The organism is Occultella glacieicola (genome assembly GCF_004353825.1).
Taxonomy (GTDB): Bacteria; Actinomycetota; Actinomycetes; order Actinomycetales; family Beutenbergiaceae; genus Occultella; species Occultella glacieicola.
Genome location: NZ_SMNA01000005.1, coordinates 293717 through 306091, shown reverse-complemented (window position 1 = coordinate 306091; position 12375 = coordinate 293717). Strand labels below are relative to the sequence as shown.

The following is a 12375-nucleotide window of genomic DNA, read 5'->3' as shown; positions in this document are numbered from 1 at the left end:
GCTGGCCCGGACACAGCCCCCGGGGAGCGCGTTGGCGCTGAGAGTGCGGTCGGTACACCGGCCGCAGACCCGAGGAACCTGACCTGGTTAGCACCAGCGTAGGGAGTAGGGCAGTTGTCGGGCACCACCCGCGTGCGCAGTCTCGGGCGCGGGAGGGGCCCGGCGTCGTGCACTCGCCGGGGGTCCTTCCACGAGAGGACCCACGATGCGCACCCAGCAGATCGACACCCCGGCCGTTTCGCCGGCAGCCGGCCCGCCGGCCCAGACCGATGCCCACGCACCCGCCCCGGCCCAGCGACCCACCTCGCCCACGCCGGAGGAGTACGGCGTCGGTGCCCGGTTCACGCTGCTGCCGCTCACGGACGACTTCGTGGCAGTCATCACCGACGCGCTCGCCGTGGACCCGGAGCTGCGAGCCGGGCTCGAGGTGGTCACCGACGACGTCTCGACGTTCGTGCGCGGGCCGGAGTCCGACGTGCTCGGCTACCTCACCGCGGTGATCGCGCGGGCCGGGCGCACCGGCGTACACACGGTCGCCCAGGTGCTGCTGTCCCGCGGCTGCCCGGGCGAGGTCGCCTGCGAGGTGGCCGACGGCGTCGCGTACGCCCCGGCGCCACTCGCCCCGATCCCGGCCACCGGGCTGCGCGCGGCCGCGCACTGGTCGCTGTACCCGCTGCACGACGGGCCCGACGGCGATCACATGACCGCGATCTACGCCGCGATCGAGGGAGCCCGCAGGCGCGGCACCCTCACCCGTGGCGAGCACTTCGCGACCCGTCTGGACGGCGATCTCGCCGACGTCCTGACCACGATCGGGGACGCCTGGCTGACCGTCGGACGGTCCGTCCGGCACGTCGCCACCCACGCGACGATCTCCCTGAACTCGCCGAGCTCGGTGGACTCGCCCAGCGCCCCGACCTCTGCGGGCGACCGATGAGCGCCCGTACCGACGGGCCACGCCGCGACACCCCGAGCCCGGCCGGGCCGAACGGACACAGCCCGCGGCCCACGGCACCCCGCCGCTCCCCGATCACCCTCCACGACCTGGTCCTGCTGGCCGCGCTTGCCGTCGTCTTCGGGTTCCTGTACTGGGCCCTGGTGCAGCTCTGGGGCTGGCTGCAGGTGGCGATGGGCCCGTTCGGCGACCTCGCCCAGAACGCCCTCGCCGGCGGGTGGATGGTGGTCGCCCCGCTCGCGGTCTACATCGTCCGCAAGCCGGGCGTCGGGGTCGTCGTCGAGATCATCGCCGCGATCGTCGAGGTCGTGTTCCTGGCCTCACCGGTGGGCCCGATGCTGCTCCTGGTCGGCCTGATCCAGGGGGTCGGCGCCGAGCTCCCGTTCGCGCTGACCCGGTACCGCCGGTTCGGCTGGAGCGTGTTCGTGGCGTCCGGGATCAGCGCCGCCCTGTTCAACCTGATGCTCGGCGTGGTCCGGTTCGGCTGGGCCGGTCAGGACTTCTTCGCGCTGCGCGTGGGCCTGCAGTTCGCCAGCGGCATCCTGCTCTGCGGGCTCCTCGCGAAGGTGATCGGCGACGCCCTGCTGCGCACCGGGGTACTCGACAACTACGCGATCGGCCGGGCGGAGCGGGCCGCGGCCCGGGCACAGCGCCGATGACGGCCGCTCCGTCGCCGGCGACCGACCGGCGTGCGGGACCGGGCGCCCCCGCTGCGGTCACGGCAGCGGACCTGCGCGTGCACTACCCGACGGCGGCGGAGCCCACCCTCGACGGTGTCGACCTCGACGTGCCCGCCGGGCAGCGGCTGCTGCTGATGGGCTCATCGGGCTCCGGGAAGAGCACGGTGCTGCGGGTCCTCGCCGGGGTGGTCCCGGGGACCATCGACGCCGAGGTGACCGGCCGGGTCGCCATCGCCGGGGCGGATCCCACCACCACGCCGGTGCCGGTCCTGGCCGCCCGGGTCGGCACCCTCACCCAGGACCCCGCCGACCAGCTGTGCCTGCCCACCGTGACGGACGAGGTCGCGTTCGCCTGCGAGAACCGGGCCGTGCCACCGGAGCGGATCGGCCCGCGGGTGCGTGCCGCGCTCGCGGCCGTCGGGGCGGCGCACCTGGCCGGGCGGCGCACCGGTGAGCTCTCCGGCGGGCAGGGGCAGCGGGTCGCGCTCGCCGCGGCGCTCGTGGCCCGTCCCGAGGTGCTGCTCCTCGACGAGCCGACGGCGTTGCTGGACACCGCGGCGGCCCGGCGGATCGGCGCCCTGCTCGCCGATCCCGGGCCGGCCCAGGTGCTCATCGAGCACCGACTCGACGAGCTGGGCAGGCTGCCCGAGCGGGTGGTCGTCCTCGACGACGCCGGCCGGGTCCGGGCCGCCGGTCCGACGCAGCAGGTGTTGCGCGAGCACGGCGCGGACCTGACGGCCGCCGGGGCGTGGCTGCCGGCTCGGGTCGAGGTCGGGGCGGCGCTGGGGCGTGAGGTCGCCCCCGGGGTCGCCGCGCTGCGCGCGGGGCTGCTCGAGCTGATGGCCCGACGGCGCAGCGCACGTCGGTCACCCTCGGCACCGTCGGCCACGTCGTCGAAGGGTCCGGCCGGTGGGGCGCTCCTGCGCGCCCGCGGGCTCGGCGTGCACCGCGCGGCGACGCCGGTCCTGACCGGCGTCGACCTGGACGTGCACCGCGGCCGGATCACCGCGGTCCTCGGGGCGAACGGGTCCGGGAAGTCGAGCCTGCTGCTCGCCCTCGCCGGGCTGCTGCCGTTCACCGGCACGATCGACGGCCCACCGGCCGGCCTGGTGTTCCAGAATCCCGAGCACCAGTTTCTCGCGCGCTCGGTGCGCGCCGAGGTGGCGCACGGGGCGGACGCGACCCGTCCCGGGGTCGTCGAGGCCGCCCTGGCGCGCTACCACCTCGCCGCGGTCGCCGACCGGGACCCGTTCCGGCTCTCCGGCGGGCAGCAGCGCCGGCTCTCGCTCGCCGCCATGGCGGTCTGCGACGACGAGGTCTTCCTCGCGGACGAGCCCACGTTCGGGCAGGACCGGCGCACCACGGCCGCCGTCGCCCGGGCCCTGCGCGGGCTCGCCGACGACGGGCGGGGCGTGGTCCTGGTCAGTCACGACCTGCGTCTGGTGGCCACCCTGGCCGATGAGGTGGTGGTCCTCGGCGGCGGCGAGGTGCGGCCCGGGGGGATCCCGCTGCCCGGCGGGGTGCTCGCCCGCGGAGGGGTGGACGAGGTGCTCGCCGGCGCCGCCCTCGATCGGGCCGGGCTGGCGCTGCCACCGCTGCTCGAGGGGTGGCGCGGCAGCGGCCTGCCGCTGCGGGACCTGCTCGAGACCCTGGACGCCGCCACTGGGCTGGACCGGCCGGGCCGGGCGGTCCCGGCGTGAGCGCGACCGCCTTCGGCCGCCCCCTGGACGTGGACTCGCTCCTGCACCGGCGGGACCCGGCCGTCAAGCTCGCCCTCGTGCTGGTGACCTCCGCCGTCGTCACCGGTGTGTTCGACCCCTGGACGCCCACGGCCCTGTACCTGATCGCGCTGCCCGCGGTCGCCGTCGCCGGCCGGATCCCGCCGCGCACCCTGGCCCGCGCGCACGTGCCGTTCGCACTGTTCGGGCTCAGCCTGTTCACCGTCAACGCGCTCACCCGGCAGGGTGAGGTGGTCGGCACGCTCGGCCCCTTCGACGTGACCGCGCCGGGCCTGGCCATCGGGGCGTCCCTCGCGGTCCGGACCCTGCTCATCGGCACCCTGTCGCTCGGGTTCGTGCTCACCACCGACGGCGCCCGGCTGATGACCAGCCTGCACCAGCACGTGCGGCTGTCCGGCGCCTTCGCCTACGCGGTGCTGGCCGGGTACCGGCTCCTGGAGCAGCTGCCGCAGCAATGGCAGACGATCCGCCAGGCGCAGGCGATGCGCCGCACGCGCGCGCCCGGCCGAGGGGTACAGCGGCGCGGCTCGCGTGCCCCGCATCGTCCCGTCGCACTGCCCCGCTCGCCCCGGGCGCTCACCCGCGCCGCGTTCACGCTTCTGGTCACGACCCTGCGCCGCGGGGAACGGATGTCGATCGCCCTCGAGACCCGCGGCCTCGGCGCCGGCCGCCGCACGATCCATGACCCGGCCCGGTTGACCCCCGGCGACGCGGTGCTCACGGGCGTCGTGCTCGCGGTGGTCACGCTGGTGCTGCTCGTCAGTCGGCACGCCGGCCTCCTGGCCGGCTGGGGTGCTCTCGGCGTGTTCGGCTGAGCCGGGGTCAGTCGCCCGCGAAGTCGCGGATCCGGACCAGGGGTCCGGTCAGGAAGCCGCCGTCGACCGGCAGCGTGATCCCGGTGATCCAGGACGCGTCGTCGGAGGCCAGGAAGGCGACGGCGGCCGCCACCTCGTCCGGTTGGCCCACCCGGCCCATCGGGTAGAGCTGGGACATCGACTCCAGCATCTGCAACTGCTCGGGGCCGTTCTCGGTCCAGTTCCGGGTCACGATCGTCCCCGGGGCGACGACGTTCGCGCGGACCCAGCCGGAGCCGCCGCTCGCGGTGCCCAGTGCCTTGGGCCCGTACTCCACCGCGATGTTCATCGACGCGTTGATCAGGGCGGCCTTCGCGGCCGAGTACGGCACGTCGCCCACGGCCGTCATCCCGTTCACGGAGGAGATCGAGACGATCCGGCCGCCGCCGGCGGCCCGCAGCAGTTCCGGAAGGCAGACCTGGATGCACCGCAGCGCGCCGCGCAGGGTCGGCTCCACCTGGCGGTCCCACTCGGCGTCGTCGAGCTGGTCGAACGGGCGCCCACCCGCGACCCCGACGTTGTTGACGAGGATGTCGATGCCGCCGAACTCCTCGACCGCGGCGGCGACCGCCGCCTCCACCCCGGCCCGGTCGGTGACGTCCATGCGCAGGGCGCGACCCGCCGTCGGGAGCTCCGAGACGACCGCCTCCGCTGCCGGCAGGTCCAGGTCCGCGGCGACCACCCGCACACCCTCGGCGGCGAGCCGGCCGGCGATCGCTGCGCCGATGCCGTGTCCGGCGCCGGTGACCAGGGCCACCCGGCCCACGAGCCCGCGCATCAGAGGTGCTCGATCACGTAGTCGACGCATGCGGTCAGTGCGGCCACATCCGCCGGGTCGACCGAGGGGTACATGCCGACCCGGAGCTGGTTGCGGCCGAGTTTGCGGTAGGGCTCGGTGTCCACCACCCCATTCTCGCGCAGCGTCCTCGCCACTGTGGCGGCATCGACACCCGGATCGAACTCGATCGTGCCGACCACGGGGGAGCGGGCCTCGACGGCGGTCACGAACGGCGAGGCGTACTCCGAGGCCTCCGCCCAGCCGTACAGGTGCGCGGCCGAGGTGGCGCTGCGGTGGGCCGCAGCGGCCAGGCCGCCGGCGTCCAGCAGCCAGTCGAGCTGCTCGGCCATCAGCACCACGGTGGCGATCGCCGGGGTGTTCAGGGTCTGGTTCTTGCGGGAGTTCTCCAGCGCGAGCGGCAGCGACAGCGACTCGGGCACCCACCGCCCGGCCAGCTCGCCGACCCGCTCGAGCGCGGCCGGGGACAGGATCGCGAACCAGAGCCCGCCGTCGGAGCCCATCGCCTTCTGCGGCGCGAAGTAGTAGGCGTCCGCCTGGCCGACGTCCACCCCGACCCCGCCGGCCGCGGACGTCGCGTCCACCAGCATGAGGGCGTCGGTGTCCGGCACCCGCCGAACCGGGGCCAGCACGCCGGTGGACGTCTCGTTCTGGGCCCAGGCGTGGACGTCGACGGCGTCGCTCGCCCCGGGCAGGGCGAGCTCGCCGGGCGTCGCCTCGATGATCTCGGGCGCGCCGAGGAACGGGGCCCGGGTGGCCGCGGCCGCGAACTTGGCACCGAACTCGCCGGTGGACACGTGCTGCGAGCGCTCGCGGATCAGCCCGAAGGTGGCCGCGTCCCAGAAGAAGGTCGCGCCGCCGTTGCCGAGCACCACCTCGTAGCCGTCCGGCAGGTCGAACAGGGTGGCCAGCGAGTCGCGAACGCGCCCGACCAGCGAGCGCACCGGGTCCTGCCGGTGCGAGGTGCCGAGCACCGTGGTGCCCAGCGCCGCCAGGGCGTCCATCTGGGCTGGTCGGATCAGGCTCGGGCCGCAACCGAAGCGGCCGTCGGCGGGCAGCAGGCCGGCCGGGATGGTGAGGGTGGTCACGTGCCGATCATCCCAGGTCCGGGCGCCGTCCGGTGCTCGTGCACCTGCGCCACGTGGGCGCTCCAGCCGGCGAGCCGGGCGCACGCGAACATGGCGGTGAACATGCGCGCCGGGACCCGCGCGTGGTCGAACAGGAGGGCCGACCAGAACATCACCTGGTCACCGCGGTCGACGGGCACCGGCAGGTCACGGTCGGCGTACTCCGCCCGGGCGGCCTCGGCGACCGCGGTGGCCACCTCGAGCCGCCGCACGCCGAGGTCCGTGGCGACCCGGCGCAGGGCCGTCACCCGAGGGTCGGCGCCGGTGTACCCGGAGTTGCCGAACCCGAACAGGGTGCCCGCCTCGAAGGCGGCCCGGACGGCGGCGCGGGCGTCGCCGCGGTGCTCGGCGGCTTCGATCAGGCCGAGCGAGCGGGCCGTGGCACCGCCACCGATCGGACCGCTCGAGGCGGCCACCGCCCCGGACAGGCACGCGGCGGCATCCGCCCCGGTGCCCGCGATCAGGCGGGCCGCCCGGGTGGACGTGGCCAGGCCGTGCTCGGCGAGGGCCACCCAGCACGCGTTCAGGGCCCTGGCGTCACCCTCGGACACCTCCCCGCGCCAGGTCATCAGGAACCGTTCGGCCAGCCCACCGGCACCGACGATCTCCCGCCGCCCGATCGAGGGCAGGTCCGCGCTCCGCGCGGATTGGGCGAGGAAGGAGTAGGCCATCGAGCAGGCGCGGGCGAGATCGCTGCGCAACCGGACGCCGTCGACGTCGGTGATCGGCAGGAACCCCCACACCGGCGCCAGCGCCGCCAGGGCGGCCTGCAGGTCCACCCGGTGGTCACCGGTGCGCACCGGCAGCGGGAACGACTCGGCGGGCGGCAGCGGCTGCCCGTGCAGGGTGCCGTCCACGAGCAGGGTCCAGACCTCGCCGTAGGGCCGCGTGCGGACGAGTTCGCCGACGTCGTGGCCGCGGTACCGGAGCACGCCACCCGGCTCGACGGTGGAGATCGCAGGTATGACACTCATCACGCTGAGGGTAGGTGATCGGCGGGGCCCGTCCGGACCAGCCGGGGCGCGGTCCGCCTGGCGTTCGGGAGCGGCGTCGGCGGGCCGTGCGGCGCCCGAGGTCGGATGTCGGGGCGCAGCGACTAAGGTTGGGCCAGGTTCGCGGAGCAAGGGGATGGATAGGACGTCATGGCCGATCTGATCGACACGACCGAGATGTATCTGAAGACGGTGTTCGAGCTCATGGAGGACGGCATCGTGCCGCTCCGGGCCAGGATCGCCGAGCGTCTCGGTCATTCCGGCCCGACCGTCTCCCAGACCGTCGCACGGTTGGAGCGCGATGGCCTGATGATCGTCACCGGCGACCGTCATCTGGAACTGACCGAGGAGGGCCTGGCGCGTGCCACCCGGGTGATGCGCAAGCACCGCCTGGCCGAACGGCTGCTCACCGACGTGATCGGGCTGGACTGGCCGCACGTGCACGAGGAGGCCTGCCGCTGGGAGCACGTCATGAGCCGCCAGGTCGAGGAGCGCCTGCTCACTCTGATGAACCACCCCGACCACGACCCGTACGGCAACCCGATCCCGGGGCTCGAGGAGTTCGGGGAGGCCCGGCCGGTCCCGGACCTGGGCGTCGCACTCGCGGACGCGGTCACCGGCGACCGGGTCGAGTTCGTGCTGACCCGCATCGGGGAGCCGCTGCAGGTCGACGTGGAACTGCTCGCCCGGTTCAGCGAGGCCGGCGTCCGACCGGGCGCCGTGCTGACGTCGCAGCGCTCCCAGGACGTCATCACGGTCAGTGTCGAGGGCGCCGAGTACGCCCTCGAGGTACCCGAGGACACCGCGCGCCACCTGTTCGTGAGGTCGGTGAAGTAGTCGGGCCCGAGCCGCTTTCGAGCCGAGCGACCGGGTCGCGGTGCCCGTCCGGACACACTTCGTGACCGGAACGTGACAATTGCCGCGAGCGTCATGTAGCCTCAACCTCGCTCGACGAAACCCTCCTTCGGCGAGTACCTCGGACGGACGCCTAGCCCTGTCACCGAACGAGGTCCCGTACAGCAAGCGACAGGGACGGGGGACCCAATCCTTCTGGTGTTCAGGTTGTCGATGAACTCCTTGGGGTGAAGTCCCGCCGGATCGTGAGGTCCGGCAGACCGGGTGATCTCCCACCCGAACCCGACAGCTCACCTCGTAGGCGTCAGGAGAGGTACCACTTTGACTGAATGCACCGCAGGCGCGCGGCACCGAGCCGCCCGCCGTCCCGTCACCCCCTTGACCACGTTCGGTCAGGCCGTTGCAGGGACCGTCGGTCGCCGCACCGCTGCCGCTGTGGCTTCCTCGGGGATCATCCTCACGCTGAGCGCCTCCGCAGGCATCGCCGCCCCGAACAACGTGGCGCCGGTGCAGACCGCGAACCTGACGGCCGCCGCGGCCGCCAACCTGGACGCGCCGGGCACCACCGCCGAGACCGTCACCGTGGCCGCCGACGCCGCGTGGACGTTCACCGCCGTGGAGGCGACGTCCGAGGCCGCCCCGCCGCCGCCCCCGCCGCCGGTCGTGCGCACCGAGACCACGAGCCGCAGCACCACCACGCAGGCGTCGCGCAGCACCGAGCGCGAGGCTGTCGAGGAGGCCGCCCCCGCTCCGCAGGTCACCTCGGCCTCGGCCGCAGCCGTGATCGACATCGCCTACCGCTACGTGGGCACCCCGTACGTGTACGGCGGTGGCACCCCGTCCGGCTTCGACTGCTCCGGGTTCACGTCCTACGTGTTCGCCCAGGTGGGCATCAGCCTGCCGCGCAGCTCCTCCGCGCAGCGCGGCTCGGGCACCGTGGTCTCGGCGTCCGAGGCGCAGCCCGGTGACCTGATCTGGTGGCCCGGCCACGTCGGCATCTACCTCGGTGGCAACCAGCACATCGCTGCGCGCAACCCCGGTACCCCGCTGACCGCCGGCCCGATCTACCGCTCGAACCCCACCTTCATCCGGGTTCTCTGAGCACGCTCTCCCAACGGATGGCCCGCCCCCCGACCGGGGGCGGGCCATTCGTCGTTCCAGGCCGGTAACGTTCTCGTTTCCCCGCGTGGGGAACGCTGCGGGGCGCGCCCGGACGGGGCACAATAGTCAAAGAGATTCCCAAGGGACGGCGGTGAAGCGGTCATGGAGCATGAACAGGTGATCCTCGTCGGGGTGGACGGCTCAGCGGCGAGCCTGAACGCCCTGGACTGGGCGGTCGCCCAGGCGAAGCGGGTCGGTTGGCGGCTACACCTGGTGTGCGCGTACGCCCTGCCCACGTTCGCGGCGGCGTCGCTCGACGGTGGCTACGCCACGTTGGACGACACGGCGATCCGGGAGGGCGCCCAGGCCGTCCTCGACGAGGCGCTGGCGCGGGTCGACGGCCGAGGGGTGGACGTCACCAGCGCGCTGGAGACCGGCGACGCGGCCGGGGTCCTGGTGGACCTGTCCAAGCAGGTGTGCCTCGCGGTGGTGGGCACCCGGGGGACGAGCGGGTTCGCCGAGCGGATCCTCGGCACCGTCTCCTCGGCGCTGCCCGCGCACGCGCACTGCCCCACGGTGGTGGTGCCACTGCGGGAGGGCGAGGAGACCCCGCTGCCGGTGAAGCGGATCGTGGTCGGGGTCGACGGCTCGGAGTCCGCGAAGGTCGCCCTCGGTCGGGCGATCGAGGAGGCCGAGGTCTGGGGTGCGGAGCTGACGGCGGTCGTCGCGGTGCCGATCGGCGCGGGCGCGGGTCTGCTCGGCTGGCTGCCCGCGTCCGTCGACCGGGAGGGGGTGCTCGCCGACGTCAAGGAGGGGCTGAACGTCGCCGTCGACCACGCCCTCGAGGGACGGGACCTGACCGTGCGCCGGCACGCCCTGGACGGCAACGGTGCCGCGCTGCTCTCGGAGTTCTCCACCGCCGTCGACCTGGTGGTGGTGGGCTCCCGTGGGCGCGGGGGGTTCGCCGGGATGCTGCTCGGCTCCACCTCCCAGCAGGTGTTGCACCACTCGGCGTGCCCGGTGATGGTGGTGCCGACCCGGGTGGCCGACGAGGGTCTCCCGCCGATCGCGATGGGGTGGAAGCGCCGGCCCTGACCGGGGCCGGGCCGGCGCCGCCCCCTCAGGCCCGTAGGGCCGCCGTGAGCGCGTCCATGACCTGGTGCAGTTCGTCCTCGGTGACGCACAACGGCGGCGCGAACCGGATGGTGTTGCCGTGGGTCTCCTTCGCGATCACGCCCCGTTCGGCGAGCCTGATGCTGACCTGGCGCCCGGTGAGGTTCGCGACGTCCACGCCCATCCACAGGCCGAGGCAGCGCACGTCGGTGAGCAGCCCCTCGGCCACGAGGTCCTTGGCCCGCTCGGCCAGGATCGGGCTCAGGGTGCGGGCCCGCTCCTGGTAGTACCCAGTGCCGAGGATCTTCGTGACCGCCAGGCCCACGGCGCACGCGAGCGGGTTCCCCCCGAACGTGGATCCGTGGGTGCCCGCGGTGACCACCTCGATGACATCCGCGCGGCCGACGAGAGCCGAGGTCGGGATGATGCCACCGCCGAGCGCCTTGCCGAGCGTGGTCAGGTCCGCCCGCACCCCGGACAGGTCCTGGGTGAGGGTGGCCCCCGTGCGGCCGAGCCCGGACTGGATCTCGTCCAGGACCAGGAGCACGTTCGCGGCCGTGCAGGTGGCCCGCAGGGCGCCGAGGTAGTCCTCGGGCGGGATGATCACCCCGGCCTCGCCCTGGACCGGCTCCACGAGCACCGCGACCGTGGTCTCGTCGATGGCGTCCGCGACGGCCGCGGCGTCCCCGTACGGCACCACCCGGAACCCAGGGGTGTACGGACCGAACCCGTCGCGGGCCTCCGGGTCGGTCGACATCGAGACGATCGTGGTGGTCCGGCCGTGGAAGGCGTTCGCGGCGACCACGATGGTCGCGTCGTAGCGAGGCACGCCCTTGACGTCGTAGCCCCACTTGCGGGACGTCTTGATGGCGGTCTCCACCGCCTCCGCCCCGGTGTTCATCGGCAGCAGCATCTCGGTGCCGGTGAGCGCGGTCACGGCCTCCGCGAACGGGAGCAGCCGGTCGTTGCCGATCGCCCGCGCGGTCAGCGTGACCCGGTCGAGCTGGGCGTGCGCGGCCGCGGTCAGCTCGGGGTTGCGGTGCCCGAAGTTCAGGGCCGAGTAGCCGGCCAGGCAGTCGATGTAGCGGTTGCCGGCGGTGTCGGTGATCCACACCCCCTCGCCGTCGGCGATGTCGATGTCGAGCGGGGCGTAGTTGACCGCGAGTGCGCTCATGACGGAACCACCTCCGTTCGCGCGGGGACCGGACGGCGGCCGGTGGCGGGGTGGACCGGGCGGGCCCCGACGTGCGCGGATGGGCACGTCCGGTGGCGGGGGTGCAACATCGAACCTCCAGTTGGGTGTGCGGAAGTCCCGTCATTCTCACATGTTGAGACACGGCCCGGCTAGCGATCGGCGCCCCCATTCGCCACCGCACGTTCCACCACGACCTCCCCCCACCTCGGTCTCGCCCACCTCGGCCGACCGCGTTGTTGCCCCCGGTTGCGGCCGCGGTCCACCGTGGGAAGTGCGCGTTCGACGGGCCGTCAGGGGAGTCGGGGCGGGTGGTGGCGGGGGAGTCGGGGTCAGCCGCGCTCGCCGTCGGTCGCCTCGGCGAGCAGCCGCAGCGCCCGCGCCGTCATCACCGCGAGCAACGGGCACACGATCGCCTCGGCCGGCCGCCACGGGTCCACCAGGCGCACGTCCTCGGTCCAGTCGACCCGGGCCGTGGCCGGTCCGAGCGCGGTGACCACGATCTCGGCGCGGCCGAGCAGGACCGGGCCGAGTTTGCGGTAGACGGCCCGTCCCACCCCGGCGACGGCGGAGCGTGGGTCCGCGACGCCGTCGGGCCTCTCGTACTGCGTGAGCAGCATGACGTCCCGTAGCACTCCCGCGGAGGTGGCGACGACCCGGTCGCCCACCCGGGGCCGGCGGTGCGGCGCGTGCACGCGCGTCAGCGGGATCAGCCGCTCGTGGTTCGCGAGCGCCGTGACCCGGTCGAACAGGGCAACGGCGTCCAGGCCGATCACGCGGGAGGTGACGGTGGCGGGCACGCCCCCACGGTGCCACACCGACGCCGGGGCCGCTTCGCTTCGACCGCCGGTGGGCCGGTACTCTTCCACCGTGGCCCCCGTAGCTCAGGGGATAGAGCAACCGCCTCCTAAGCGGTAGGTCGCGCGTTCGAATCGCGCCGGGGGCACGCAGGCCGGCCGCCGAGGTCCGGG

The 12375-nt window shown here is 74.1% G+C and carries 12 protein-coding genes, 1 tRNA gene and 2 riboswitches; of the genes, 8 read left to right on the top strand and 5 right to left on the bottom strand.

Going from position 1 to position 12375, the window contains the following annotated elements; all coding sequences use genetic code 11:
• Positions 1-10: 10 nt before the first annotated feature.
• Positions 11-124: riboswitch (TPP riboswitch) on the top strand.
• 81 nt (positions 125-205) lie between these two features.
• Genes EXU48_RS11775 through EXU48_RS11760 form a run of 4 tightly spaced genes read left to right on the top strand, consistent with a single transcriptional unit; the run spans position 206 to position 4189 of the window.
• Positions 206-937, top strand: a complete 732-nt coding sequence (locus EXU48_RS11775) for a YkoF family thiamine/hydroxymethylpyrimidine-binding protein (RefSeq protein ID WP_133107844.1) — start codon at positions 206-208, stop codon at positions 935-937.
• On the top strand, positions 934-1614 hold the full coding sequence (locus EXU48_RS11770; protein WP_133107843.1) for an ECF transporter S component: 681 nt from the start codon (positions 934-936) through the stop codon (positions 1612-1614). Before EXU48_RS11775 ends, EXU48_RS11770 begins: the two co-directional genes overlap by 4 nt.
• Entirely contained in the window at positions 1611-3335 is a 1725-nt protein-coding gene (locus EXU48_RS11765; protein ID WP_133107842.1) for an ABC transporter ATP-binding protein, read from the top strand. Before EXU48_RS11770 ends, EXU48_RS11765 begins: the two co-directional genes overlap by 4 nt.
• Positions 3332-4189: an energy-coupling factor transporter transmembrane component T family protein gene (locus EXU48_RS11760; RefSeq protein WP_165962779.1), complete on the top strand. Its 858-nt coding sequence runs from the start codon at positions 3332-3334 to the stop codon at positions 4187-4189. Before EXU48_RS11765 ends, EXU48_RS11760 begins: the two co-directional genes overlap by 4 nt.
• A gap of 7 nt (positions 4190-4196) precedes the next feature.
• On the opposite strand, the gene EXU48_RS11755 is transcribed toward EXU48_RS11760, so the two are convergent.
• The 3 genes from EXU48_RS11755 to EXU48_RS11745 are packed head-to-tail and all read right to left on the bottom strand — an operon-like array spanning position 4197 to position 7125.
• On the bottom strand, positions 4197-5006 hold the full coding sequence (locus EXU48_RS11755; protein ID WP_133107840.1) for an SDR family NAD(P)-dependent oxidoreductase: 810 nt from the start codon (positions 5004-5006) through the stop codon (positions 4197-4199).
• Positions 5006-6112, bottom strand: a complete 1107-nt coding sequence (gene serC / locus EXU48_RS11750) for a phosphoserine transaminase (RefSeq protein ID WP_133107839.1) — start codon at positions 6110-6112, stop codon at positions 5006-5008. The genes EXU48_RS11755 and serC overlap by 1 nt, the downstream gene beginning before the upstream one ends.
• Complete coding sequence (locus EXU48_RS11745; RefSeq protein ID WP_165962778.1) at positions 6109-7125, bottom strand: citrate/2-methylcitrate synthase; 1017 nt, start codon at positions 7123-7125, stop codon at positions 6109-6111. The genes serC and EXU48_RS11745 overlap by 4 nt, the downstream gene beginning before the upstream one ends.
• A gap of 168 nt (positions 7126-7293) precedes the next feature.
• On the opposite strand from EXU48_RS11745, the gene EXU48_RS11740 reads away from it, so the two are divergent.
• The 3 genes from EXU48_RS11740 to EXU48_RS11730 all read left to right on the top strand — a co-directional run bounded on the left by EXU48_RS11740 (position 7294) and on the right by EXU48_RS11730 (position 10194).
• The gene (locus tag EXU48_RS11740) at positions 7294-7980 is read left to right on the top strand and encodes a metal-dependent transcriptional regulator (RefSeq protein ID WP_133107837.1); all 687 of its coding nucleotides are present in this window, start codon (positions 7294-7296) and stop codon (positions 7978-7980) included.
• A 151-nt stretch (positions 7981-8131) separates the two neighbouring features.
• A riboswitch (cyclic di-AMP (ydaO/yuaA leader) is annotated at positions 8132-8316 on the top strand.
• Between the two features lie 60 nt (positions 8317-8376).
• Positions 8377-9099 carry a C40 family peptidase gene (locus tag EXU48_RS11735; protein WP_235856979.1) on the top strand — a complete coding sequence of 241 codons (723 nt, stop codon included), beginning with the start codon at positions 8377-8379 and terminating at the stop codon, positions 9097-9099.
• Between the two features lie 162 nt (positions 9100-9261).
• Complete coding sequence (locus EXU48_RS11730) at positions 9262-10194, top strand: universal stress protein (protein WP_133107835.1); 933 nt, start codon at positions 9262-9264, stop codon at positions 10192-10194.
• A gap of 25 nt (positions 10195-10219) precedes the next feature.
• On the opposite strand, the gene rocD is transcribed toward EXU48_RS11730, so the two are convergent.
• Together rocD and EXU48_RS11720 are read right to left on the bottom strand one after the other, a co-directional pair.
• Complete coding sequence (gene rocD, locus EXU48_RS11725; RefSeq protein ID WP_133107834.1) at positions 10220-11386, bottom strand: ornithine--oxo-acid transaminase; 1167 nt, start codon at positions 11384-11386, stop codon at positions 10220-10222.
• A gap of 350 nt (positions 11387-11736) precedes the next feature.
• Positions 11737-12204, bottom strand: coding sequence for a hypothetical protein (locus tag EXU48_RS11720; RefSeq protein ID WP_133107833.1), 468 nt, complete (start codon positions 12202-12204; stop codon positions 11737-11739).
• 73 nt (positions 12205-12277) lie between these two features.
• Here EXU48_RS11720 and EXU48_RS11715 point away from each other — a divergent pair.
• Positions 12278-12350, top strand: a tRNA-Arg gene (locus EXU48_RS11715).
• Positions 12351-12375: the final 25 nt, after the last annotated feature.

Excerpts from the sequence above, each read along its gene's own strand:
- EXU48_RS11775 (WP_133107844.1), top strand. The coding sequence starts at position 206 with ATGCGCACCCAGCAGATCGACACCCCGGCCGTTTCGCCGGCAGCCGGC.
- EXU48_RS11770 (WP_133107843.1), top strand. The coding sequence starts at position 934 with ATGAGCGCCCGTACCGACGGGCCACGCCGCGACACCCCGAGCCCGGCC.
- EXU48_RS11765 (WP_133107842.1), top strand. The coding sequence starts at position 1,611 with ATGACGGCCGCTCCGTCGCCGGCGACCGACCGGCGTGCGGGACCGGGC.
- EXU48_RS11755 (WP_133107840.1), bottom strand. The coding sequence starts at position 5,006 with ATGCGCGGGCTCGTGGGCCGGGTGGCCCTGGTCACCGGCGCCGGACAC.
- EXU48_RS11745 (WP_165962778.1), bottom strand. The coding sequence starts at position 7,125 with ATGAGTGTCATACCTGCGATCTCCACCGTCGAGCCGGGTGGCGTGCTC.
- EXU48_RS11740 (WP_133107837.1), top strand. The coding sequence starts at position 7,294 with ATGGCCGATCTGATCGACACGACCGAGATGTATCTGAAGACGGTGTTC.
- EXU48_RS11730 (WP_133107835.1), top strand. The coding sequence starts at position 9,262 with ATGGAGCATGAACAGGTGATCCTCGTCGGGGTGGACGGCTCAGCGGCG.
- rocD (WP_133107834.1), bottom strand. The coding sequence starts at position 11,386 with ATGAGCGCACTCGCGGTCAACTACGCCCCGCTCGACATCGACATCGCC.